This is a genomic window from Rhodospira trueperi, from assembly GCF_900101965.1.
GTDB lineage: Bacteria > Pseudomonadota > Alphaproteobacteria > Rhodospirillales > Rhodospirillaceae > Rhodospira > Rhodospira trueperi.
In genome coordinates this window covers 39,866-63,818 of sequence record NZ_FNAP01000009.1, presented here as the reverse complement: position 1 = coordinate 63,818, position 23,953 = coordinate 39,866, and the positions used below count along the sequence as shown (strand labels likewise).

Sequence of the window (23,953 nt, the reverse complement as noted above, 5' to 3'; positions counted from 1 at the left end):
ATTTGGCCACTATGGCAGGCGGAGGGCATCAGGAGCGTCGCCGTGGAGGGGCCTATGGGATTATCGGCACGATCCGAGATCGGGTTCTTCCTGGTTGCCTTGGTCACGCTTGTCTTTCTCGCGTTGCCGCGACCGCTGCACGCCCAGCAGACACCTGAGGCGAGGTCGACCGACCCCCCGACATCCGAGCTTTCGGCGCCGCTGACCATCGCGGTGCCGGTTGGCTACCCGCCTTTCTCGGTGCGGGGTCCGGACGGGGAGGCGGCGGGATTGCTGGTGGACTTGTGGCACGCCTGGTCGGAGGCCAGCGGGCAGCCGGTGCGCTTCCTGCTGGCTGACTGGTCCGGAACTCTTGCCGCTATGCGGGAGGGCGACGCCGACATCCATTCCGGCCTCTACAGAACCCCGGATCGAGAAGAATGGCTGGGGTTTACCAAGCCGATCCACCGTATCCGGTCCATGCTGTTCTACCGCGCCAGCGACCCAGCCCGGGGTCGGACCCTGGCGGCGTTGACCGGTCGGCGGGTGGGGTCCTTGCGCGACACCTATCACGCCCAGAGACTGGCAGAGGAAGACCCGGGCATCGTCCGCGTTCTTTATCAAGAGACCGGCCCCATGATGCGCGACCTGGTGTCGGGCCGTCTGGACGCCGTGTTCCACGAAGAGCCGACGGTGTTCGCGGTCATGGACGCCATGGGGCTGCGGGGCGCCGTGGTCGCGGGCAACGAGGTCCTGGCCGACCGGACGCTGTTCGGTGGTGTCGCCAAGGACCGTCCGGATCTTCTCGCGCGGATCGACCGGGGCTTGGACGCGATTCCGGCCGACATCCTGACCGACATTGATGTCCGCTGGCTGCCCAATCCGGAGGCGCGCTATCACACTGACACGGCGCTGGCGCGCGGTTTGGACGGCGGAGCGGCCTCTGGCCCCTCGCCGCCCGACGAAGTGGTGCCCGTGGCCCAACGTCTGGATCTTACGGAAGAGGAGGACGCCTGGATCCGCGCCCATTCCGAGATCAAGGTCGGCGTCATGGCCGACTGGCCACCATTTAGCTTCCTCGATGCCGACGGGCAGTCACAAGGCATTTCGCGGGATGTCATCTCGGCCCTGGCCGGGATGGTCGGCCTGAAGGTGACCTTCGTGCCGGGACCGTGGGACACCCTTCTGGCTTCTCTGAAGGACGGCGAACTTGATGTGCTGATGGATGCGACGCCGAAGCCGGAACGGCGGCCGTTCATGCATTTTAGCGCCCCCTATCTCGCCATTCCCCACGTCATCATCGCCGCCGAAGAGCGCACCGGCCTGCACGACGAAACCGCGCTGGCCGGTCTGACGGTGGCCCTGGAGCGCGGTTTCGGGAACGTGGAGTGGTTCCGGCGGAACCATCCGGACGTGACGGTGCGCGAGTACCCCGACACAAGCGCCGCCCTGGATGCCGTCGCGCGCGGCGAGGCTGACGCCTATGTCGGCAACCGAACCGTGGCGAGATACCTTATGGTCCGAGATGTTCTGCCCGGTCTCGCCATTCACGGCCGACTGACGCGAGAGCCAACACGTCTGGCGGTGGCCGTGCCCAAGGATCGCCCTGAGCTGGCGGCCATCCTGGATAAGGGCCTGGACGCCCTGGGCGCGGCCGGAATCCAGGCCATCCTGGCCCGCTGGGTCCATGTCGGCATTCCGGTCGAGGGCCGGGCGGCCACCACCGCCGCGCCGGCCTCCCAGAGCCCACCGCCGCCGGCGCCCGACATCGTCGTTCCGGATACGCCGCTGGATCTTGGAAAGCTGGCGTTTTGGGTCGGTGCCGTGCTCGCCCTGTTGGCCGGGCTGGCGGGTTGGCTGGTCCGCTCGGGCCGGATCGATTCCCTCGCCAGCGAGATGGGGTCGGCGCGCCTGCGCGGCCTGATGGTTGGGGGGCTCTGTCTCGTGATCCTTGGGGTCGGCACGGTGGTCTGGCTCGCCTACCAGCACAACAGGGCCCGCATCCTCGACATCGTCGGCACAAACCTGCAAACCGTCCTGACCAGCACGGTAGAGCGTCTGGACCTTTGGATCCAGGACCAGAAGCGGCTGACCGCCAATTTGGGTCGGGATCCCACCGTGGTGGCCGAGGTCCGCCAGCTGCTCTCACTGCCGCGTGATCGGATCAATCGGGACGCGGCGATGGCGCTGAGCAGCATCAAGAGCCGCCTCGATGCCGATCCGCGGCGCTCCCACACGGCGGACTTCACGATTCTTGCCCTGGACGGGACCGTGATCGGCAGCACCGAAGCAACGGACCTTTCGCTTGAGGCCGCGATCATCGAACAGTACCCAGACCTGATCGCGAGAGCCGTGGCGGGCGAGGCCATCATGACCCCGCCCATGCGCGGCGGGTCCGGTCGCCCGGCCGGGTCCCCGTCCGAACGCGACAATCGTGCCAAGCCGATGATCGTTTTTGCCGCGCCGGTCCAGGACGCCTATGGAACGCGGTACGGGCTCATCGCCCAGCGCCGCGACGCCTTGGGGGACTTTTCCGCCATCCTGGAAACCGGGCGGATCGGGCACTCCGGCGAAACCTACGCGTTCAACAGCGATGCCGTCATGGTCTCCCGGAGCCGATTCGAAGAGGAGTTGGTGGACCTGGGGATGCTGGCTGCGGACCAGACGGCGGTCCTCGGCATTCCGTTGCGCGTCCCCATGGAGAGACACGACCCCCGGGACCGTGGCGGTGGCGAGATCGGGGCGCTGACGCGAATGGCCGAAAGCGCCCTGGCCGGCCACCCGGGCGTGGACCTGTCCGGTTACCTCGACTATCGGGGCGAGTTGGTCCTGGGGGCGTGGACGTTCGATCACGAGGCGGGCTTGGGCATCGCCACAGAGATCCACGCGGAGGAAGCGCTGGGTCCCGCCCGAACGCTGGGCACGACGCTCGGCGGCATCCTTGTCCTGACCCTGGCCCTGACGACGGGGGCAACAAGTCTGACCCTCATCTTGGGTGAACGCACCAGTCGGATTCTCACCCGCGCAAAGGATGAACTGGAAGACCGCGTTGTCGAGCGGACACGGGAACTGGCGGAGGCCTCGGATCGACTGCGCCTCGCGCTGGACAACATGTCCAACGGTCTCTGTGTCCTCGACCGCGAGTTCCGCTTCGTCATGTCCAATGACATTTACCTGGAAATGTTGAGTCTGCCCGAAGGCATGGTGGTGCCTGGCGCGCCCTCGGAGGCGGTTGTCCGCTTCTTGGCGGAACGTGGGGACTATGGCCCCGTGGACGATATCGAGGCGTTCATGCGCGCCCGTCGCGAGATGTGGCGAAGCGGTGGCACGACCGCCCTGGAGATCAGGCCACCGAACGGCCGCGTGCTGCATGTGCATACCCGCGCGACCGACGACGGCTCGACCGTGGTGGCCCTGACCGACATCACCGAAATCAAACGCAAGGAAGAGGCACTGGCGTGGAGCCGGTCGATGCTGGAATCGCTGTTCGATTCCATACCGGACATGATCTACGCCAAGGATGCCGAAGGGTTCTACCTGCACGCCAACCGGTCCTTCGAACGGTACGTCGGGATGAGCGCGGTGGACATGGTGGGCGCGACGGACGAAGAGATCCTGCCGGCGGAGATCGCCGAATCACGGCGCGCGAAAGACGCTCAGATGCTGGCCCAGGGCATGGCGTTCAGAAGCGAGGAGTGGATCGATTTTCCGGACGACGGGAAACCGGTGCTGCTGGACACGCTTACGACCCCGTTCTTCGCGCAGGACGGCACACCGCTCGGCCTCCTGAGCATCAGCCGCGATATCACCGCCCGCAAGGAGGCCGAGGACAAGCTTGCCCAAGCCGAGGAACAGAACCGTCTGATCCTGGGGTCGGTCAACGACGGTATCTTCGGGACCGACGCCGAGGGCCGTCTGATCTTCATCAACGACCGGGCGCTGGAGTTGCTCGGATACGAGCGCGGCGCGTTGGATGGCCAAGCGCTTCATCATCTGCTGCATCATTCGCGCGCGGACGGCTCTCCCTATCCGCCAGAGGAGTGCCCGATGTTGGCGGCTTACAGCCATGGCAAGTCGGCGCGAGTGGATGACGAGGTGCTATGGCGTCGTGACGGCTCGCGTTTCCCGGTGGAATACAGCACCGCGCCGATGTGGCGCGACGGCGCCATTTTCGGCGCCGTCATCGCCTTTCGTGACATCACCGAACGCAAGGAGACGGAACGACGAATCCGCGAGAGCGAACAGAAGATCCGCCGCATCTTCGAGACCGCGAGCGAAGGCATCTGGATGCTGGATCTCAACTACAGGGTGACGGAGGTCAACGACGCAATCCGGGTCATGCTGGATCGGCCGGAAGAGGACATCCGAGGGCGGCCCCTGTTCGACTTCGTCCATGATGGTCACCGGGACGACCTGGCGGTTCAACTGGCGAAATCAGGGCAGGCGCGGGCCGACTTGTATGAAATCGCCCTGACCCGGCCGGACGGCACTCTGGTCCACTGCCTGTGCAATGCCACTCCGATGCTGGACGACGAAGGCCGAACGGTGGGCTCCTTTGGCATGCTTACCGACATCACCGAACGCAAGCAGGCGGAACAGGCCCTGACGGACGCGTATGACGTGATTACCGGCTCGATTGAGTATGCCTCGCGCATTCAGCGGTCGATGCTGCCGGATCAGGAGTTGCTCAACACCCTCGTGCCGGAGCATTTCGTGATCTGGGAGCCGCGCGACCGGGTCGGGGGCGACGCCTATTGGTGCCAGCGCTGGGGGCGGGGCGCCATGCTGGCGTTGGGCGACTGCACCGGTCACGGGGTGCCCGGCGCCTTCATGACCATGATCGCCAACGGTGCCCTGGACATGGCCCTGTTGGAGACGCCCCCGGGCGAACCCGCCGTCTTGCTGGCCCGCGTCCATGCCTTGATCCAGTCGATGCTGGGCCAGGACCGCGAGGGTGGCGAATCCAACGATGGCCTTGATCTGGGCATCTGCTATCTGCCCTCGCGCGGCGGCGCGGTCGTTTTCGCGGGTGCCAAGATTTCCCTGTTCCGCAGCGTTGGGGGCTTGGTGACGGAGGTGCGCGGCGATAAGTTCGGTCTGGGGTATCGCGGCACGCCGACCCTCCTCCACTTCAACAACCACCGGATCGAGCCGGTCCCCGGTCAGATATTGTACATGACCTCGGACGGACTGATTGATCAGGTAGGGGGCCCTCGGCGGCGCGGGTTCGGGAAACGCCGGTTCACGGGTGTGCTTCAGGACGCGGCGGAGCGACCCCTGTCCGCCCAGCGCGACGCCATCGTTCGCGCGCTGGCGGAGCATCAGGGCGACGAGGACCGTCGGGATGACGTCTCCGTTCTTGGATTTCGAACCAGCCGGCCGGAGGGCTGACGGTGCCCCCTGTGCGGGTCGGGTATGCGGGCCGTGAGGCCGGCGCGGGAGTGTCCTCTTGGCCTGACGGCCGCGTCGGGATGACGTATGTGTTTGTTTTCACAGAAAACAGCCGCATCCCACCCAAGCCATTGAAACAAGTAAAATAACGGAGGCTTCGCACGGGCCTTTGGGTTTGTTGTCGCCTCCGTTCGCGCGACCGTCTCCGTCCGAACCTGCTGAGCCAAAGGAACAGAGGTCTCCGCTTCACGCCATTGCCGGGACGGCATCGGCCGGTTCTCTTGCGATCTAAACTGCACAGTGACCGTTTTTGGCTCACACCCGTGTGAGAGTCCGGTCCAGCAGGGCGGATCGGTCAGCCCTCAACGGCAAGCAATTCATGGGCGCATTGATTTGTAGGCAGGCCCTTGTGTTGTAGGCGGTTGAGCAGCCAAGCTATACCCTTCCTGGAGATCTCAACGAGCGGGCGATCCATGACAGAAGCACAGGCTGCGGACTTCGACAGTCTTTTCCGGGAGATCGCCGGTGTTCCCGGGCCCTTTCCGTGGCAGCGGGCGCTGTTCCGCGACATCCGGGACACGGTGAAGGGCTGGCCCGGAGCCGTCGATGTCCCCACCGGTCTCGGAAAAACGGCCGTGATGACGGTCTGGTATGTCGCGCGGCGCCTGGGGGTGAAGGCCCCGCGCCGTCTGGTCTATGTGGTCGACCGGCGCACCGTGGTCGATCAGGCGACGGCGGAGGCGGACAAGCTTAAGGACTGGGACCAGTCCAGCCCCGATCCCCTCGGCCTGCGGGTCAGCACCCTGCGCGGCCAGCACATCGACAACCGCGAATGGCTGAGCGATCCAGCCGCGCCGGCCATCATCGTCGGTACCGTGGACATGATCGGCTCGCGGCTGCTGTTCGAGGGTTACGGAGTCTCCCGCCGCATGCGCCCGGCCCATGCCGGCCTGCTGGGCTGCGACACGCTGCTGGTGCTGGACGAGTCGCACCTGTGCCCGCCGTTCGAGGCTCTGCTGCGGCGAATCGCAGAGGCCGCCGAGGACCTGGGCGCGCCGGCGCCCGTGCCCGGCCCTCGGCTACTGACCCTGTCCGCGACCGGCCGCGACGCGGCCGGCGGCGCAACGCTGTCCCTGACCAACGCGGATCGGGATCATCCAGAGGTCAAGCGGCGCCTGACGGCGGATAAACGGCTGACGATCCAGGACGTGGGCAAAGAGCCCGAGCTTCAGAAGCAGTTGGTCGACGCAGCCCGAGACTTGGCACAGAGCCACTGCAAGGTTCTGGTGTTCTGTGACAGCCGCAAGATGGCGGAAAAGATCAAGGCGGACCTCGACAAAACGCCCGGCGCGGCCGTCGGTACCCGGCTGCTTGTCGGCGCGCGCCGGGTGGCCGAACGCGAGCAGGACCGGGTGTGGCTGGAGGCGTATGGCTTTCTGCCGGAGGGCACGGCCACCGGCGACGGACCGGCCATCCTGGTCGCCACGTCGGCCGGCGAGGTGGGGGTGGATATCGACGCCGACGCCATGGCCTGCGACTTGGTGCCGTTCGAGCGCATGGTGCAGCGTCTGGGCCGGGTGAACCGGCGCGGTGGGGCAGGGCGCGCGGCGCCGGTCCGGGTGTTCGCCGCGCCGCGCAAGGGCGAAAAACCGGAGGACGCGCGGGAGCGTCTGGCCCGGCTGGCCGCGCCCCTGGCGCTGTTGCCTGTGTCCGAGCGGGAGCCCGAGGCCCGGGACGCCAGTCCCGGCGCCCTGGACGCCCTGAAGCAGCGCGCCGGCGCGGACAAGACCATCGCCGCCACTCTGGCGCGGGCCACGACGCCACCGCCGCTGTATCCCGCCCTGACCCGGGCGCATGTGGACGCCTGGGCCATGACCTCGCTGGAAACGCACCCCGGCCGCGCGCTGGTCCAGCCCTGGTTGCGCGGCTGGGTGAGCGAGGAGCCCCAAACCACGGTGGCGTGGCGGCGGCATCTTCCGTGGCCCAAGGAGGCCGAGGCGCCGTCGAAGGACGATGTGAAGGGCTGGCTGGAGGCCGCGCCCGTCCTGCTCCTGGAAACGCTGGAGGCCCGGACGGACGCCCTCGTGGACATGATGCTCGCGCGTGCCAAGGTGCTGCGTGCGTTGCCGGAAGACCAGCGTTGGGAGTTGAGCGACCCTGTCGGCCTGATCCTGAACCAAGACGGAACCCTGCGGGAGGCCCTGCGCCTGGGACGGTTTGCTGCTGCGGAGTCCGACAGAAGGCAGAAGGACGAGTTGTTCGGACGCCTGATCGGCCGCCGCCTGATCCTGCGCGCCGATTTCGGCGGGCTGGACGAGGAAGGGTCGCTGAAGGCCGAAGCGTCCGAACCGCCCATCGTGGCGGACGACGCGGAGCGGTCGGCGGCTCTGTTCGACGCGCCCTTCCTCGCGGGCACACACCTTCCCAAAGACGTCTCCATGGCCGACTGGCGCGAGGCCTTTTCCCTCCCCCTGTCGTCCCCGGAGGCGGAGGAGCCGGAAACCCTCACGGTCTGGGTCCGTCGCCGCGCCGGTGACGGCCGGCGGACCGGCGATCCGGCGTTCTCCCGCCATGCGCAGGCCTTGGACACGCACCTCGACTGGGCCGCCCAAGACGCCCGCGACCTCGCCGAGCGCCTGGGGCTAGCACACCAGTGGGTCGAGGTTCTGGAGACCGCCGCGCGCCTGCACGACCTGGGCAAACGGCGGGAGCACTGGCAGACCGCCATGGGGGCGCCGCGAGAGGGCCGACCCTATGCCAAGACAACGGGCGGGGGCATGCCCGGGGCGCTCGCTGGTTACCGCCACGAGTTCGGCTCGCTGGTGGATGTGCTCCAGAATCCGGCCGGCCATCCGACCCTGGCCGCTCTGGACGAGGACCGGCGGGACTTGGTGCTGCATCTGGTGGCCGCCCACCACGGCTATGCCCGCCCCGTCATCACATCGTTTGACCCCGAGTGGCCGCCCGAGGAAGCCCGGAAACGCGCCCGCGAGGCCGCCCTGCGCTTCGCCCGCCTGCACCGGCGCTGGGGGCCGTGGGGGCTGGCCTGGTGGGAAACGCTGCTGCGTGCCGCCGACTGGCGCGCGTCGGGCCGGCTGGACGACCCCGGCAGGGAGGACGCCTGATGGCAGACCGAACCATCCCTGTCGACCCGTTCAACCCCGGTCAGGTGTTCGCCTGCCTGGGCCTGATGGAAGCCGCCGAAGCCCTGATCGGCCCCGCCGAGGGCGGGTTCACCTGGAAAACCGGTGCGACGACGGTTGACTTCACCCTCTCCACCCAGGGCGACGCCGACCCCGTGGCCGAGGTGCTGGACTTCCTCGCCGCCGCCGAGGTGGTGGAACTGGCGCCGAACGGTTGGGAGCCGCCGAAGAAAGACGGCAAGGCGGAGAAGAAGAGGGACGCGAAGGACGGCGAGTCGGCGGTGCGGCGCGAGGACTGCCCGACGTTCCCGGGCGCCGTGCCCGAAAAGATGGCCCTGCCCATCCTGCTGCGCCGGGGGAACCATCCCCCCGTGATGCTCTGTCATTGGGCGGAGGACGAGAAAGCGGGCCTGCCGCCGTTCAAGCTGTACTCGGGCAATCGCACCGGCGCGTCGATCGCCCGGGCGATGACAGCTGGCACCTGGACCAAGGGCAAGACACCCAAGATCGTCACCAGGGGCATCGCCCAGCTTCATGAAGCGGACAGGGATGGCCTGTGCCGTGATCCCTTCAACGTCCTGTGCCCCATGAAGGGGTCGTTCAACTTCGATACACGCGGCGCCTGGACTGCCCTGGATGCCGGCTATTCCCCGAATGACCAGGGGGACGCGGTTCTCGCCTCCCCCGTGGTGGAGATGCTCGCGGCATGGGGTGTGGAAGCCTTCAGGCCCGCGGCGGTCGACCAGGGCCACCACGTCTACCGCCTCACCCTGTGGACCGGCTCCTTGCCCACGCCGCTGGCCCGGGCCGCCCTCGGTGGGGCTCTGGGCGACCTGATCGACACCCGCACCTACCGCTTTTCGCTGGCGATGGCCGGCAAGAACAAGGTTGTCACCGCAGCCACGGAGGACCTCTGACCATGAACGCCCCGACCCCCATGCCCCTCGACGAGGCCACCCTGAACGGCTGGACCGACGCCCCCCTGGGGCCTGTCGCCCTGACCCTGCGCCAAGTCATGCAGCCCGTGGAGGGACCGGGCTCTGTCATCTTCCCGCCCACCTACGCCGATCTGGGCTACTGCATCGACCGCCTGTCGGACGGCACCCGGGTGGCCCTGATCGACTCCGTTGGATCGCAGGCCAATCGGATGGAACCCCTGTTCAAGCACAAACCGTATTCGGACCTTGTGCCCAAGGTGACCATTGCCCTGGGCAACGGAAAGGTCGTGGACCTGCTGGACGTGGGGCACCGCCTGGGCGACGCGCTGGTGCGTGCCTCCGGGCTCTCGGAGGCGGTCAGGGACGCCTTCCATGCCTTCACGGAAACCGGCAGCGCCGTGCCCATCGCCAAGCTGGCGCCCACATCCCTGGTCTTCGGCGCCTGGGATTCCCGGGGCGAGGGCAGCAAGCTGCCGCGTCTGGTCAGCAGCACCATCCGGGCCTGGGACGTGGACCCGATCCATCGGGCGGCGCAGTACAATCCGCCTGCCGACTATGCGGCGCTGGATGTGTTCAGCGACGACGAGAAGAAGAAAGCCGAGGGCAACGTCAAATCGCCGCTGGCCCAACGCGGGTTCGTCCACGTTCCGGCGGTCGGTGAAAAGGGCCAGGGAGGAGAACTCGGCGGCGTGCTGGCGCGCGGCGATTTTGTCCGAAGCGTGACGGTCAATCTCGTGGCTTTGCGGGCGCTGCGGGGCGAGAGCGAGGAGACGACGGCGGCTCTGCGGCGCTACATCCTGGGGCTGGCGCTGGTCACGGCCACCGATCCGGGCGACGCCTTCCTGCGGCAGGGCTGCCTGCTGACGCCCGACCCGGAGACACCCGCCGACTGGACGCTGGTGGCGCGCAGCGGCCAGCGGCAGCCGGTCGCTTTGACGCCCGACGCCGCCCTTGCCTTCGCGCAGCAGGCCGCGACCTCCTTTGGCGTGGGACAAAGCCAGGAGAACGTCCCCTTCGACAAGATCAAGGCCAAGGCGGATCTGAAAGCCAAGGACGGCAGGTCCTGACGGAGAGACCGAGAGATGACACGCCCTGAAGAAGCGGCGCCGGACAGCCTTGCCCTGACCATCGCCGTCTATCTGGTAGAGCCGCGCTTCCACGGCACGGGCGATTGGCCGCCCTCTCCATTCCGCCTGTTTCAGGCGCTGATGGCCGGCGCCCTCCTTGGTCAGCCGCGCAGCCATCGGGCGACACTGGCCGAGTCTTTCGCGTGGCTGGAGACGCTGGAGCCGCCGATGATCGCGGCCCCCACAGGGGTCCCCGGAAGACAGGTGACCACCTACGTCCCCAACAACGACCTGGACGCGGTCGGCGGCGACCCCGCCAAGGTGTCCGAGATCCGCGATGCCAAACGCGTTCGCCCCCAGCTCCTGGAAGACGACCGGCCCATCCTATACGCCTGGACCATCCCGCCCGAAGCGGAGACGCAGGCGCAACGGGTCGCCGTGTTGGCAAAGCGCCTGTACCGCCTGGGGACTGGCCTGGACGTGGCCTGGGCCAGCGCGTGGACCGAACCGTTCGCGACCCTTGAAAGCCGGTTGGCGGAGCATGGTGGCGTTCTGTATCGCCCGCTTCCCCTGGCCGAGGACGGTCAGCCCGGACCTTCGATGGACGCGCGCGTGCTCAGGGTTCGCTGCCCCGCGCCCCGGTCGTTCGACTCCCTGGCCGCGCGTCACGATGCCCAAGCCCAACGGTTCCAGGCAGGCGGTTTCCGGCAGGCCCCGCCGGCCCATTACCGGGTTCACCCCTACAACGCGCCGCCCACTCGCCTGCTGTTCGACATCGTGAACCCGGGACCGCAGGTACGGCCGGCGCCGCAGCCCCTGGACGGGGTGGTCGGGCTGACAGAGACGGTCCGTGATGCCCTGGCCGCGCGCCTGCTCAGGGGGCGGATCTGCGAACGGCATGTGCTGGCGTATGTCATCGGGCGCGGCGCCACGGATGCCGACAAGGCCCGCCGCATCCGCCTGATTCCCTTGCCCTCCATCGGCGTCCATCATGCCGACCGGGCCGTGCGCCGCTTGCTGGTGGAGGTGCCGGCCGAATGCCCCATCTCCGCCGAGACGGTCCACTGGGCGCTGACCGGCTGGGACCTGGGCACGGATCCGGACACCGGCGAGCTCCCGGCGGATCCGGGCGCCACTCTTGTTCCCGTAGCCCTGACGTCGTCCATGCTGAAGCACTACGGTGTCGGCACGCCCCACGAGGTGGCTGCGCGGACTTGGCGCACTGTCACCCCCGCCGCGCTGCCCTTGAAACGCGCGCGCGGCCGCGTTTCCGGCGCCGAACGCGCCGCCACCGAGGCCCGTCTGGCCGCCGCTGTCCAGGCGGCGCTACGCCATGCCGGGGTGCCCGAAGCCACCGTGACCCGGGTCCAGCGCGAACCGTTCGAGGCCCGGGGCGAGCGTGCCGAGGCGTTCGCCGCCACGTCGCGGTTCTCGCCGGATGTGCTGCACCATGTGGAGGTTGCCTTTGACACCCCCGTCACCGGGCCGATCCTGATCGGCGACGGCCGTTTTCTTGGGCTCGGCCTGCTGGCACCGGTGCGCGACGCCGATCCGACAGACGCGGACCTGTGCGTTCTCAAGCTGGGCACGCCTGTGCCCGCGACCGATCGGGCGGCCCTGTTGAGGGCGGTTCGCCGCGCTCTCATTGCCCGTGCCGAGGACGACCCGGAGGCCGCGACCGTCAAGCCCCTGATCTCGGGCCATGCCCCTGATGGCGCGCCGTTGCGCTCCGGCGGGCACGATCACATCTTCCTCGCAGCCGCTGGGCCGAAGCCCGACGACGTCCTGACCCATGTCCTGATCGTGCCGCCCTGGCGGTTCCAGCCGGCGCGCCGGACGCGCGATGGCGAACGGCGCGGATTCGACCGCGTGGCCCGTGATCTGCGCACGGTACGCGCCGGCGCTCTGGGGGTGCTCGACCTGGCGCCGGACGAAGAGTCGGCTTTGGGAGCGGTGTTCGGCCCGGCTAGGGTCTGGCACAGCGCCACGCCCTACCGGCCCACCCGCCATCCGCGCGGTGGAGCCCAGGCGGAAGCCGCGCTGATCCGGGACGTCCAGGCCGAATGCCGTCGCCGGGGCCTGCCCCGTCCGGACGTGTCGGTGACAGATCTGTCCGTGGGGCCAAGGGGCGGCAACGTGATGGCGGCGGTTCGGTTGGCCTTTGAAGTGGCGGTGCGGGGGCCGATCCTGCTCGGTCGCGATTGCCATCGCGATGGCGGCGGGCTGTTCCAGGGTGATGCCATGCCGTGACCGCCACCCCCGGCACGTTTCAGGCAACACCATCCGCCACCTGCTTCTCCCATGCCCAAGGGGGGTGTTGAAATCAGATCCGAATGATGGGGTCTCGGTTCGGCACCAATCGCCCAATCGCCGCCGGCCGATGGCAGACACGGTCCCGTGAGCGCCCCGGAATAGGGGGCCTGTGGTCGCCTGAGTGCAGCGCACGTCTTCTCAGCACGTCCGGCCGGGCCGGTCTTATCCCGTCTGTGCTGGAGAGTTCGCGCACGTGGCGCACGTTCCGTGAAGTTCCACCACCGCCTTGTCGAGGGCGAAGCCGCGCTCAAGGGCGCGTTTGGCCAGTTGCTCGCTGACCGTCTCGTCCGTGAACTCGCTGGCGTTGCCGCACGTGTCACAGATCGTAAACACCGCCACGCTGCCGCCGGTATGGGGCTGGGCGCACGCGACGAAAGCGTTTGTGCTTTCGAGCTTGTGAACCAGCCCGTCGGAGATCAGCCGGTTCAAGGCGCGATAGACGGTCGGCGGCGCCGAGATGCCGGCGCCCCGCACGGCGTCGATCAATTGGTACGCGGTGACCGGTCGGCCCGCTTTCTTCAGGGCGTCGAACACAAGGACGTGGTTCGGGGCCAAGCGCCGGTTCCTCATGGGATTTATCCTCCGCGTGCCATTGAAACCAGAAAGCCGTAACGTATATTATACTCTCTTGGCTTCATCAGAATCCACACCGCACACTGCGGCCGCAACCGCAGGCGTGCGCCGTTCTGGCAAAAGGACACATTCGCCATGACTCTCCGCTCTGTCCACCGCGGTCTCCTCCCCGCGATGCTGGCCCTGGGTCTCATCTCACCGGCGTTCGCGGATGATGCCGGACTTACCGAGAGCACGCAGACGGGACCGATCCCGGTGACCGTCTCGATCATCCCTCAGCAGTGGCTGGTCGATGCCATCGGCGGGGACCATGTGAGCACGACCGTGATGGTCGAGCCCGGCGCCTCGCCGGCGACGTACGAGCCGAAACCGAGCCAGATGCGGGCGGTGAGCGAGACCGAGGTCTATTTCACCATCGGTGTGCCCTTCGAAAACGCCTGGCTGCCGCGCATTCGCGACGCGGCCCCGGGCATGCGGGTGATCGACATGGCCGAACGGGTCAAGCGGAGGGCCATGGACGGTGGCTACGGGTCCCCGGATGAGCATGAACATGAGCACGACGCTCATGCGGATGAAGAGCATCATGACGAACATCATGACGACGAACATCATGACGAGGCCGCCGGGCACGACGGTCACGACCATGCGGCGGGCGCGCCGGATCCCCATGTTTGGGTCTCGCCCCTCACGATGCGGACCATGGCGTCGACCGTGTTCGAGGAACTGAGCGAGCGTCGCCCCGATTTCGCGGAGGACTTCCGCCGCAACTATGCAACCACCGTCGCGACCATCAATGCGGTCGACGCGGACGTGGCGAAGGATTTGGCGTCCGTTCCGGAGCGGACGTTCATGGTGTATCATCCGGCTTGGGGATACTTCGCCGATGCCTATGGTCTTCACCAGATTGCCATCGAAATCGGCGGCAATGAGCCCAGCCCGCAGGACATGCATAAGATCATTGATGCCGCGCGGGCGCACGATATCAAGGTGATCTTTGTCCAGTCTCAGTTCTCGCAGCGGTCAGCGCAGGCCATCGCCGAGGACCTGGGGGGCGAGGTCCTGGCGCTGAACCCACTGGCTTATGACTGGCCGGAAAACACGCGTGCTATTGGCGCCGCGTTCGCCGAAACCCTGCGCTGATCCGGGGAGACCACGCGGTATGCCGCCTGTGATTGCGTTCGAGGACGTCAGCTTTCGATATGACGGCACATGGGCTGTCGAGGATGTCTCGTTCGAGGTGGCCGAGGGCGCGTTCGTCGCCGTCCTTGGCCCCAACGGCGGCGGCAAGACGACGCTGGCCAAGCTGATCACCGGACTGCTGCGGCCGACGACGGGCCGGGTTCGGGTGTTCGGGGACGATCCGGCCCGGAGCGCGCGGCGCATCGGCTATGTTCCGCAGGCGGCGACCATTTCCCCCGCGTTTCCCATTTCGGCCGGAGACCTAGTGGCCCTGGGTTTGGTCGGTGACGAGAGAGCCGGCTCGTGGATCGGGCCGTGGCGTGGGCGAAACACCCGCAAGGCGGTGCTGGAGGCCCTGACGGCGGTTGAGATGGATGCCTTCATCGATCGCCCGATCGGCGCGCTGTCCGGCGGCCAGCGGCAGCGGGTGCTGATCGCCCGTGCCCTTGTCGGCGCTCCCGACGTCTTGGTTCTGGACGAACCGACCGCCAGCATCGACCCGGTCGGGAAATCTTGCATCGTCGAACTCCTGGACCGGCTGGCGGCCGACCGCACGGTGATCCTCATCTCGCACGATCTGGCGACGGCCGTACCACAGGCAACGGCGGTGACCTGCGTCAACCGCCAGGTCGTCTACAACCCGGAACCGATGTTGACCGAGCCGATGCTGCAACTGATCTATGGCGTCCATCGCGCCAATTGCCCGATGGGCACGTTCATCCATGACATGGCGCATGTCCTGCCGATGAGCGGGATGCGCACACCCCACCCGGAGCCCGCGGATGCTTGAGGCCCTGGCCTATCCCTTCATGCAGAAGGCGCTCCTGTCCGTCGTTCTGGTCAGCATCGCCTGCGGGGTCGTCGGGGCACTGGTCGTGGTCAACCGCATGACCTTTTTGGCCGGCGGTGTCGCCCATGCCGGGTACGGGGGGGTCGGGCTGGCGTTCTTCGCCGGTTGGCCGGTGATGATCACGGCGACGCTGTTCGCTGTCGGTGCCGCTGTTCTGGCCGCCATGATCACCCTTCGGGACCGCGAGCGCCTGGATGTCGCCGTCGGCCTGTTATGGGCCGGGGGCATGGCGTTCGGCGTTTTGTTGATCGACCTTACGCCCGGCTACAACGTCGATCTGATGAGTTATCTGTTCGGTTCGATCCTGGCGGTCGGCAACGACGTTCTGTGGACGATGGCGGTCAGTGTCGGCGCTTTGGTCGCGATCGTCATCGTGTTCTATCGACCGCTGCTGGCGATATCGGTCGACCGTGAGTTCGCGCGGGTACGCGGGCTGCCTGTCGCGGCGGTGCACATTCTGCTGGTGGCCACCGTCGCGTTGGCGGTGATGACGGCGGTGCCCGCCATCGGGCTGATTCTGGTGATCGCCCTGCTGACGATCCCGGCCTATCTGGCCGAAATGACCGCACGCTCCCTGGCGATGCTCATGATGACCGCCGTCCTTTGGGCGCTGGTGTTCTCCCTTGCCGGTCTGGCGTTGGCCTATGCCTTCGACCTGACGTCGGGGGCCGTCATTGTCGCGTCGGCCGTGGTCACCCTCGCCCTGGCCGAGGGGGTGCGGTTCGGCGTTCGCCGCCTTCGGAAAGGCACCATGGATCGCGTGCCTGCCTCCGCCGGCCCCTGAGCGTGGGGAGCCACCTATCCCTCAGCCTGGAAACGGATCGGAAGCCGCTCCCTCCGCAGGGGCATCCGGGCGATCACGGACGAAGCGCTTCAACCTGATTCGAACGGCCAACAATAGGATTGAGCCCAAGCGACAGAAATCGTGATTCCTTGTCCGCCCCTTCGGCACACCGTCTTTGGGGATCTCTTGCATTCTGATGGATGCTTCGGGATGACGGAACAGTGTTCAAAAAAACAAAACAGACGTCATCCCGGGCAAACCATAGGGTCGGTCGGCCCGGCGGCGCGTCGAGGGGTCTCCAACGCGAACGCGCCTGACCTCCGGTTGGCTGTCTTCGGAGGCGGATGGGGAGCCAATCAGACGGAACCCGTTTCGCTCAACACGCCCTCACCATTTCTTGGTTGAGCACACCTGCGCGGCGATGCGTTTCGGATCGCTCGGACCGGGCTTTACCGCGACAGCTTGCGCAGGGCGTCCATGGCGGCGCGGTGCAGGGCCGCCTGATCCTCGGAGAAGCAGACGAACCGCACGGTGTCGATGCGGTCTTCTTTCTCCAGCGCCCGGGCCACGGACAGGATGGCCACCCGCGCCGCTTGGTCCTGGGGGAAGCCATAGGCCCCGGTGGATATGGCCGGAAACGCGACCGAGCGCGCGCCGGCCTCGGCCGCCGCCAGCAGCGCGTTCACATACGCGGCGCCAAGCAACCGGTCGGCATCGTCGGGCGGCAGGCCGTCGTAGACCGGCCCCACCGTATGCACCACCCAGCGCGCCGGCAGATCGAAGGCCCCGGTGACCTTGGCGTGGCCTGGCAGGCAACCTCCCAGCTTGGCGCATTCGTCCCGCAGCCCCGGGCCGGCGGCGCGATGAATGGCGCCGTCCACGCCACCACCGCCCAGCAGGGTCTCGTTGGCCGCGTTGACGATGGCATCCACCGCTTCCGTGGTGATGTCGCCCTCGACGACCTCCATGCGATCCAGTACCGCCGCGTCCATGGTCCCTCCCTGGTCCGATCCGACGTCGAACCTGTTGTTTGGTTTCTCTTCCGTGCCGAAAGACCATAACGGTCATGGCCGCCGAAACAAGGGGGCGACGGGGTCAGCGGTCGCGATCAATGCCGGAAATGGCGCATGCCGGTGAACACCATGGCGATCCCGGCCTCGTCAGCGGCGGCGATGACCTCCTCGTCGCGCACCGATCCCCCCGGCTGGATGACCGCCGTCGCCCCGGCCTCCACGGCCGCCGTCAGCCCGTCGGAGAACGGAAAGAAGGCGTCGGAGGCGACCACGGAGCCCTGCGTGGCCGGCTCCTCCTGGCCGGCGGCCTCCGCGGCGTCCAGGGCCTTGCGGGCGGCGATGCGGGCACTGTCCACGCGGCTCATCTGGCCGGCCCCGATCCCGACCGTGGCGCCGTTTCGGGCGTAGACGATGGCGTTGGACTTGACGTGCTTGCAGACGCGGAAAGCCAGCAGCAGGTCGGACAGTTCGGCGTCGGTGGGCGCGCGGCGCGTGACGACCCTCAGGTCGGCCTCGGTCACCCGGCCCGTGTCCCGGGTCTGGGCCAGCAGCCCGCCGGCGACCGAGCGCACGCTCAGGCCCGGCGCTTCAGGGTCCGGCATCACGCCGGTGATGAGCAGGCGCAGGTTCTTCTTGGCGGCGAACACGGCGCGGGCGTGATCGTCGGCGTCGGGGGCGATGACAACTTCGGTGAAGATGCGCGTGATGGATTCGGCGCAGTCGCGATCAAGCGCACGATTGACCGCGACGATGCCGCCGAAGGCGCTGACCGGGTCACAGGCCAGCGCGCGCTGATAGGCGTCGGCGAGGGTTTCCCCCACGGCGACGCCGCAGGGGTTGGCGTGCTTGACGATCACCACGGCCGGTTCGCTGAACTCGCTGACCAGTTCGAAGGCGGCGTCGGTGTCGTTCAGGTTGTTGAACGACAACTCCTTGCCTTGCACTTGGCGGGCGCTGGCGACTCCCGGCCGTGCCAGCCCGTGAACGTAGAACGCGGCTTTCTGATGCGGGTTCTCGCCGTAGCGCAGAATTTGCTTCAGTCGGCCGGCGGCCACCATGTGGCGCGGGAAGGGGTCCCCGGACTGTTCCGAGAACCAGCGGGCAATGGCGGCGTCATAGGCCGCCGTGCGCGCGAAGGCCAGCCCGGCCAGATGGCGGCGCAGACCCAGCGTGACCTGTCCGTCATATTCCTTCAGGTCGGCGATCAGCGCGGAATAGTCCTCCGGGTCGGTGACGACGCTGACGGCGCCGTGGTTCTTGGCCGCCGCGCGAATCAAGGCCGGGCCGCCGATGTCGATGTTCTCGACGCAGGTCGAAGGATCGGCCCCCCGCGCCACCGTGGACTCGAAGGGATAGAGGTTCACCACCACGAGGTCGATGGGCGTGATGCCGTGCTCGTGCATCGCCGCCTCGTGTTCGGGGTGGCCGCGCAATCCCAGAATGCCGCCGTGAATGGTCGGGTGCAGAGTTTTGACCCGGCCGTCCAGCATTTCCGGGAACCCGGTGTGGTCGGACACCTCCGTCACCGGCACGCCGGCGGCCTCGATGGCGCGCGCCGTGCCGCCGGTGGACAGAATCGTGACGTCATGGCCGTGCAGCGCCCGCGCCAGTGTTTCGATTTCGCTCTTGTCGGACACCGAGATCAGTGCCCTGCGAATCGGCATCAGGTCAGCGGGGGGCGGAACGGAAGGGGACGCGGACACGGGCAGGCTCTCCAGTTTGGGGGATCTCTAGAATGGCATAGATGCTCCGGCCCGCAGGCACGGGGCATATGACGGGATCTCTTCCTTACCATGGGCCGATGCATTGCGGAACCGCCGCAACAAAATGGCAGGCGGGCAGGCTCCGGAGTCACATGCGACATGGTTGCCGCGAAGCGCGATCAATACGGAGTAGAGAGAAGGTCGATATAACTTCCGGACGAGTTGTGCCGCCACGAGGGCTTGGATACAAATTTATTGTGTTTTTGATGCTGTCTCCAGACCAAACGACCCCCGCAGGACAGAATGTGGCCCAGCACGAACGCTTCAACAAAGTTGACCCGAAAGGTCGCCGGAACATGCTCATGACGTTGGAGGCCAGCCTGGATACCTTCCTTGGTCACTTGGCCGAGGCGCCGACGCGAGCGGTCGCTTGGACCGTGACGGCCGAACACTTCCGGTGTTTTGGGATCGACGGGATTGTCTGTCTGACCTGTCTTCCGGGCGCGCTGAAGGGAAGCCCGTCCAAGCGGGACGTGATGGCGTCCGTCGAGGCCCCGGTTCGTCACGCCTGCGAGGGTGCCACGCACGACGACAGCGTTTTTCGCGACATGACGGCGAGCCCCCGGCCGTTCGTGGTTCCGATCGGTGATATGGAAACCGGGTCCCGGGGGTCGAGATTCGCCGACGCCGCCCAGGCCGCCGGGTATGGCGCGCTTCTGGTCGTTCCCGTGCGCTGTTGGGTCGACCGGTGTCCCTCCGGAATGATCCTGCTGTCCCGGGAGAACGGATCGTGGTTGGACCGACATGTGCGCAACACGGGCCTTGCGCTGGCGCACGCCGCAACACAGGCCCTGTTGCGCCTGCGTCAGTTGCACGAGGACGATTCACTGGCCATCCCGGCGCTGACGGGGCGTGAGCGCGAGGTGTTGAGCCTCAGCGCCCGGGGTCTGACCACCCGGGATGTCGGCACGGCCCTGGGGATCTCGGTCTCCGGCGTCAACTTCCACATTGCCAACGCCTGCCGCAAACTGGGCGCCAACAACCGCACCCATGCGACCAGCCTGGCCCTGGCGGCCGGTCTGATTTCGGTGCAGTAGAGCGCGCGCCTCCCATTCGGACTCCAGACAGCGATGAGCCCCGTGCCGGGCGGCGCGGGGCTCTTCACGCATGTCCGAATCAGGGCTTTTCCAGCGCCAATCAGGCGGAGACGAAGGTCTCCAGGACCGTCTTGGTGCGGGCCTGCAACGGGCTCATGGCGCTCTTCAGGACGTCATTGGACAGCTCGGTCATCTTCTTCGATTGGGCGACCATGATCTCCCAATTGTCCTTGACCAGCTTGGTCTGAAGGTTGGTGAAATCAGCCGGGGTCTTGCAGGCGCCGAGTTGTTTGCTGGCGGCCACGGCGCCGTCCATGGACTTGGACGAGAAGCTCACGGCTTCCTTGCTGATATCCTCCAGGCCCTTCGCGAACGCCTTGCCAGCGGCGGTGGCGGCGTCGATGTTGTCCTTGTTGAAGGACATCAGGTCTTCATAGCTGCGAATCATGGCTGCTACCCCTTTTTGCGGAACGGTCTCGTGACGGTCACAGCGGTGCGCGGGGGAGCCGCCTCGGTGACGGCCCGTATGCTGCACTGCAACATATCTCGACTCTAGTCCGTTTCGCCGCCGAGTCAACCCGTTTTTTGTGCACTGCACAATAAGCCGTGCGGCCGGTGGGCTCGACGGATTCCACCGGCCCGGTCAAGGTGGTATACTGAGCCGTTAGGTTGACCGGAAACCGCGCTGGAGGAAGCAGGACATGACGGATTCGGAGGGTGTTGCGACGGCGCGGCACGTCCCGACCGACGCGGCCCGGGAAGAGGACGACGGACCCGAATGCGCAGCCCTGCGGGGGCGAGTCCAGGGCAGCAACATCAATCCCGAGACCCTTCTGGCAACGGACTACCTCAATCATTTCAATGAAATCGTCATGCTTCTCGACATGGTTCCGGACATGCCGGACTTGGTCGAGGAATGCGCCGCGTGGCAGCCGAAATCGTACGCCGACCACTTCGCCGACAGCACCTTCCGCGACAAGGACCTAGCCATTGAGGCCTACGGGTACTGTCCGTCGCGCTATCGCCAGCCGTTCGACGACACCATCACGCGTATGAATGGACTCGCCCTCTACACGATCGGATGCATGGAAACAGCCCTCGCCGAGGGCAGGACAGACGCTGTTGCGGAACAGGCCCGCTCGGCCAGTCGCGCGCTGCAGCGCCTGATGGACATGGCCAGCGCCATCATCCACGGCGCCCAGACGACCCTGGACCAGGGTGAGATCGACGCCATCCTGGGGTATTGAGGGGACGGGCTCTGGCCCCTGCTTTATTCACGAACGTCTAAACGACGACACCCGCCACGGGGGAGCGTGACGGGTGTCGGGTCGTTCAATGTGCGATCATCACGTGGCTGAAGCGCGACTTTCGCGGGGTCTTGCTCTGGATGTTGGAGCGAACCTTGCTGAAGGGTCCGTCCGTGGAGGGGGTTATGGCTGAATTTCGAAGGATCCTCGCTGCCACGAGGTTCAAGGTTGGCCCGGTTGGCCGCTCCTGATGATGTGACTATAGATATCCGACCGTGACAGGGAGTTTTCCGCCACATGACTTTTTTGTCATCGCTCCAATGATCGATCCGGAGGGAGGACCGGGCACGGGGCAGGCCTGTCCGACAACGAAACGCCCGCCGCACAGGGGAGGTGCGACGGGCGCGGTTTCGCGTCAGGGCCGGCGGACGACATGTGGCTGAAGCATGCGCCCGCCGGGTCTTGCTCTGCCTATGCGGGGTTCTTGTTCAAGACCCCGCCTCGTGGAGGGTACAACACTGGATTTCGGAGATATCCTCGCTGCCTCGAGGTTCAGGCTCACCCTCCGGGCAAACCCGATGCTCATTATATGTCTCTCAAGGTATGGCGGATCAATGGCAAGGTCATGTCATTTTCGCAACGCGGATCCTTTCAGAACGCCACGGTGCCGAGGCAATGACCGGGACGCCGCCCGGTCATGGCCTCTTCTGTCTCAGTGCCGCGTCTCCCTTCGGGGCACGCTGTCATCAGACGGCGCACCGACGCGCAGTGTGGCATCGAAGGTCCCCAACGCATCGCGCCAAGAGGCCGCCAGGGCTCCATCGCCCTGTGCATCCGCGTTGTGAACGCACCGTTCCAGCATCTCGTGAACCTTTTCGGCGCCATGCGGCTGTGCCAGCGTCATTTCGGCCCACGCTCCGGCCACGATGGGCGGCATATCCAGGCCACTGGCGAGCACCTTGATGTAGGGGACGTCAGAAGCCACCAGAGTTCGGTCCACCAACATGGTTCACCTCCCGGAGGGATCCGCCCCCTCGGGGGCTCCCTCCCCGTGGTCGCCCTACGCACTAGGGCCTCTACACACTGGCATAATACCGTACAAAAATCAAGGGTTATGCGGTGTGTTTCCAGAGCCGCGCCCAGGGAAGCAAGCGAGTCATCGACGCAAATCAACGCACTCCCAGCCTGCGTTATCGCAGGGCCGAAACGGCCCCGGGCGCCCGGGGCCGGCGCGCCCGGGGCTACTGTCCTGCAGGCAAGGCTTCGCCCTTGTCGCCGCCCCCGCGAGGCGATTAGGGTTCGCAGACCGTTTCCGTTTGATTGTGTTGCGAATGTCAGGCGGGTGGCCTTAGGACCGTCGCCGGGGTCTTGATCGATGGCGGGTGCCCTTTGGCGACCCGCCCCACGTCCGAACACGGCGTCCAGAGACCTGATCATCCTTTGAGTATCAATCTCATGCAAACCCACGGGAGAGCCCGCCCCATGACCGCGACCGAGTCTCCGTCCCTGCCTGACACCATGCCCTGCGTCGAGATCAGCCGTCCCGGTGGCCCGGAGGTTCTGGTGCCGGCCGAACGGCCGGTGCCGCGTCCGGGCGAGGGCGAGGTGCTGATCCGGGTGCATGCCGCCGGCATCAACCGCCCGGACGTGATCCAGCGCCTGGGTCACTATCCGGCGCCCAAGGGCGCGTCTGACCTGCCGGGGCTGGAGGTGGCGGGCGAGATCGTCGCCCTGGGGTCCGGCGACACCGGCGGGTTGGCGGTCGGCGCGCGGGTCTGCGCCCTTCTGGCTGGCGGTGGCTATGCCGGCTATGTGGCCGCGCCCGCGCCCCAGGTGCTGCCCATCCCCGGCGGCTATGACATGGTCAGGGCGGCGGCGCTGCCCGAAACCGTGTTCACCGTCTGGCACAATGTCTTCGAGCGCGCCGCGCTGCGCCCGGGGGAGCGGTTCCTGGTGCATGGTGGCTCCAGCGGTATCGGCACCACCGCCATCCAGCTTGCCAAGGCCTTCGGCGCCACCGTCTCCACCACCGCCGGTAGCGACGAGAAGTGCGCCGCCTGCCGCGCCCTGGGCGCCGATCTGGCCATCAACTACAGGACCGAGGACTACGTCGCGGCGATCAAGACCGCCACCGAGGGCAAGGGTGTCGATGTCATTCTGGACATGGTCGGCGGCGACTATCTGCCGCGCAACGTCTCCATTCTGGCGCCGGACGGCCGCCACGTCTCCATCGCGTTTCTGGCGGGCTCAAAGGTGGAGATGAATTTCATGCCGGTGATGCTGAAGCGGCTGACCCTGACCGGCTCAACCCTGCGGGCGCAGTCGGTGGAGGCGAAGGGGCGCATCGCCCGGGCGGTCCATGAGCACGTCTGGCCGCTGCTGGAAGCCGGCACGGTCGCCCCGGTGATCCATGCCACCCTGCCCCTGGACAAGGCCGCCGAGGCCCATGTCCTGATGGAATCCAGCGCTCACACCGGCAAGATTGTCTTGACCATCGACGCTTGAGCGGCCACATAAATGAGGAATGCTCCGCGCGTTCTGGGCGTTTCGACACCCGATCCGGAGCCTGGACTCTCACGCTCTCCAAGACGCCGAGGACGGAGGTCCACCGGGTCCAACCGGATCCGGCGGGCCGTTGTCGTGTTCGGCGCCGACGCTTTTCTTGAGACCGCCTGG

16 protein-coding genes are annotated in these 23,953 nt (G+C 66.9%); 11 read left to right on the top strand and 5 right to left on the bottom strand.

From position 1 onward, the window contains the following. Window positions 1-54: 54 nt before the first annotated feature. From BLS85_RS12420 to csb2, 5 genes are all read left to right on the top strand, one after another. A complete protein-coding gene (locus BLS85_RS12420) occupies window positions 55-5,370 on the top strand; it encodes a PAS domain S-box protein (protein WP_092786763.1) in 5,316 nt (1,771 codons plus the stop codon). A 473-nt stretch (window positions 5,371-5,843) separates the two neighbouring features. After that, window positions 5,844-8,495, top strand: a complete 2,652-nt coding sequence (cas3g, locus tag BLS85_RS12415) for a type I-G CRISPR-associated helicase/endonuclease Cas3g (protein WP_092786761.1) — start codon at window positions 5,844-5,846, stop codon at window positions 8,493-8,495. Next, a complete protein-coding gene (gene cas8g2 / locus BLS85_RS12410) occupies window positions 8,495-9,430 on the top strand; it encodes a type I-G CRISPR-associated protein Cas8g2 (RefSeq protein WP_092786759.1) in 936 nt (311 codons plus the stop codon). The genes cas3g and cas8g2 overlap by 1 nt, the downstream gene beginning before the upstream one ends. Before the next feature lie 2 nt (window positions 9,431-9,432). After that, window positions 9,433-10,518: a type I-G CRISPR-associated RAMP protein Csb1/Cas7g gene (gene cas7g, locus BLS85_RS12405; protein ID WP_245699217.1), complete on the top strand. Its 1,086-nt coding sequence runs from the start codon at window positions 9,433-9,435 to the stop codon at window positions 10,516-10,518. 15 nt (window positions 10,519-10,533) lie between these two features. Beyond that, window positions 10,534-12,768, top strand: a complete 2,235-nt coding sequence (gene csb2 / locus BLS85_RS12400) for a type I-G CRISPR-associated protein Csb2 (protein WP_092786757.1) — start codon at window positions 10,534-10,536, stop codon at window positions 12,766-12,768. Between the two features lie 225 nt (window positions 12,769-12,993). On the opposite strand, the gene BLS85_RS12395 is transcribed toward csb2, so the two are convergent. Continuing rightward, complete coding sequence (locus BLS85_RS12395; protein WP_218128402.1) at window positions 12,994-13,365, bottom strand: Fur family transcriptional regulator; 372 nt, start codon at window positions 13,363-13,365, stop codon at window positions 12,994-12,996. Window positions 13,366-13,539: 174 nt separating this feature from the next. Between BLS85_RS12395 and BLS85_RS12390 the strand changes: the two genes are divergently transcribed. Genes BLS85_RS12390 through BLS85_RS12380 form a run of 3 tightly spaced genes read left to right on the top strand, consistent with a single transcriptional unit; the run spans window position 13,540 to window position 16,217 of the window. Continuing rightward, window positions 13,540-14,544 carry a metal ABC transporter solute-binding protein, Zn/Mn family gene (locus tag BLS85_RS12390; RefSeq protein WP_092786753.1) on the top strand — a complete coding sequence of 335 codons (1,005 nt, stop codon included), beginning with the start codon at window positions 13,540-13,542 and terminating at the stop codon, window positions 14,542-14,544. Between the two features lie 19 nt (window positions 14,545-14,563). Beyond that, window positions 14,564-15,373, top strand: a complete 810-nt coding sequence (locus tag BLS85_RS12385; RefSeq protein WP_092786751.1) for a metal ABC transporter ATP-binding protein — start codon at window positions 14,564-14,566, stop codon at window positions 15,371-15,373. Next, window positions 15,366-16,217, top strand: coding sequence for a metal ABC transporter permease (locus BLS85_RS12380; RefSeq protein WP_092786749.1), 852 nt, complete (start codon window positions 15,366-15,368; stop codon window positions 16,215-16,217). The genes BLS85_RS12385 and BLS85_RS12380 overlap by 8 nt, the downstream gene beginning before the upstream one ends. A gap of 449 nt (window positions 16,218-16,666) precedes the next feature. Here the strand turns inward: BLS85_RS12380 and BLS85_RS12375 are convergent, their stop codons facing one another. Together BLS85_RS12375 and purH are read right to left on the bottom strand one after the other, a co-directional pair. Next, on the bottom strand, window positions 16,667-17,209 hold the full coding sequence (locus tag BLS85_RS12375) for an O-acetyl-ADP-ribose deacetylase (RefSeq protein WP_092786747.1): 543 nt from the start codon (window positions 17,207-17,209) through the stop codon (window positions 16,667-16,669). A gap of 116 nt (window positions 17,210-17,325) precedes the next feature. Further along, window positions 17,326-18,894: a bifunctional phosphoribosylaminoimidazolecarboxamide formyltransferase/IMP cyclohydrolase gene (gene purH, locus BLS85_RS12370; RefSeq protein ID WP_092786745.1), complete on the bottom strand. Its 1,569-nt coding sequence runs from the start codon at window positions 18,892-18,894 to the stop codon at window positions 17,326-17,328. A 395-nt stretch (window positions 18,895-19,289) separates the two neighbouring features. On the opposite strand from purH, the gene BLS85_RS12365 reads away from it, so the two are divergent. Continuing rightward, window positions 19,290-20,030 (top strand): helix-turn-helix domain-containing protein, encoded by a 741-nt coding sequence (locus BLS85_RS12365; RefSeq protein WP_176793687.1) that lies wholly within the window; start codon window positions 19,290-19,292, stop codon window positions 20,028-20,030. A gap of 100 nt (window positions 20,031-20,130) precedes the next feature. Here the strand turns inward: BLS85_RS12365 and BLS85_RS12360 are convergent, their stop codons facing one another. Further along, window positions 20,131-20,478, bottom strand: coding sequence for a phasin family protein (locus BLS85_RS12360; protein ID WP_092786741.1), 348 nt, complete (start codon window positions 20,476-20,478; stop codon window positions 20,131-20,133). A 253-nt stretch (window positions 20,479-20,731) separates the two neighbouring features. Here BLS85_RS12360 and BLS85_RS12355 point away from each other — a divergent pair, with 253 nt between their 5' ends. Further along, on the top strand, window positions 20,732-21,277 hold the full coding sequence (locus tag BLS85_RS12355) for a hypothetical protein (protein WP_245699216.1): 546 nt from the start codon (window positions 20,732-20,734) through the stop codon (window positions 21,275-21,277). Window positions 21,278-21,989: 712 nt separating this feature from the next. Here the strand turns inward: BLS85_RS12355 and BLS85_RS12350 are convergent. Beyond that, window positions 21,990-22,283: a hypothetical protein gene (locus BLS85_RS12350; RefSeq protein WP_092786739.1), complete on the bottom strand. Its 294-nt coding sequence runs from the start codon at window positions 22,281-22,283 to the stop codon at window positions 21,990-21,992. A 476-nt stretch (window positions 22,284-22,759) separates the two neighbouring features. Between BLS85_RS12350 and BLS85_RS12345 the strand changes: the two genes are divergently transcribed. Continuing rightward, the gene (locus BLS85_RS12345; protein ID WP_092786737.1) at window positions 22,760-23,782 is read left to right on the top strand and encodes an NAD(P)H-quinone oxidoreductase; all 1,023 of its coding nucleotides are present in this window, start codon (window positions 22,760-22,762) and stop codon (window positions 23,780-23,782) included. The last annotated feature ends 171 nt before the right edge of the window (window positions 23,783-23,953 follow it).

Coding starts and splice junctions, on each gene's coding strand:
- BLS85_RS12350 (WP_092786739.1), bottom strand. CDS start 22,283: ATGTTGGTGGACCGAACTCTGGTGGCTTCTGACGTCCCCTACATCAAG.
- BLS85_RS12355 (WP_245699216.1), top strand. CDS start 20,732: ATGACGGATTCGGAGGGTGTTGCGACGGCGCGGCACGTCCCGACCGAC.
- cas3g (WP_092786761.1), top strand. CDS start 5,844: ATGACAGAAGCACAGGCTGCGGACTTCGACAGTCTTTTCCGGGAGATC.
- cas7g (WP_245699217.1), top strand. CDS start 9,433: ATGAACGCCCCGACCCCCATGCCCCTCGACGAGGCCACCCTGAACGGC.
- csb2 (WP_092786757.1), top strand. CDS start 10,534: ATGACACGCCCTGAAGAAGCGGCGCCGGACAGCCTTGCCCTGACCATC.
- BLS85_RS12345 (WP_092786737.1), top strand. CDS start 22,760: ATGACCGCGACCGAGTCTCCGTCCCTGCCTGACACCATGCCCTGCGTC.
- purH (WP_092786745.1), bottom strand. CDS start 18,894: ATGCCGATTCGCAGGGCACTGATCTCGGTGTCCGACAAGAGCGAAATC.
- BLS85_RS12390 (WP_092786753.1), top strand. CDS start 13,540: ATGACTCTCCGCTCTGTCCACCGCGGTCTCCTCCCCGCGATGCTGGCC.
- BLS85_RS12365 (WP_176793687.1), top strand. CDS start 19,290: ATGCTCATGACGTTGGAGGCCAGCCTGGATACCTTCCTTGGTCACTTG.
- BLS85_RS12380 (WP_092786749.1), top strand. CDS start 15,366: ATGCTTGAGGCCCTGGCCTATCCCTTCATGCAGAAGGCGCTCCTGTCC.
- cas8g2 (WP_092786759.1), top strand. CDS start 8,495: ATGGCAGACCGAACCATCCCTGTCGACCCGTTCAACCCCGGTCAGGTG.
- BLS85_RS12420 (WP_092786763.1), top strand. CDS start 55: ATGGGATTATCGGCACGATCCGAGATCGGGTTCTTCCTGGTTGCCTTG.
- BLS85_RS12360 (WP_092786741.1), bottom strand. CDS start 20,478: ATGATTCGCAGCTATGAAGACCTGATGTCCTTCAACAAGGACAACATC.
- BLS85_RS12385 (WP_092786751.1), top strand. CDS start 14,564: ATGCCGCCTGTGATTGCGTTCGAGGACGTCAGCTTTCGATATGACGGC.
- BLS85_RS12375 (WP_092786747.1), bottom strand. CDS start 17,209: ATGGACGCGGCGGTACTGGATCGCATGGAGGTCGTCGAGGGCGACATC.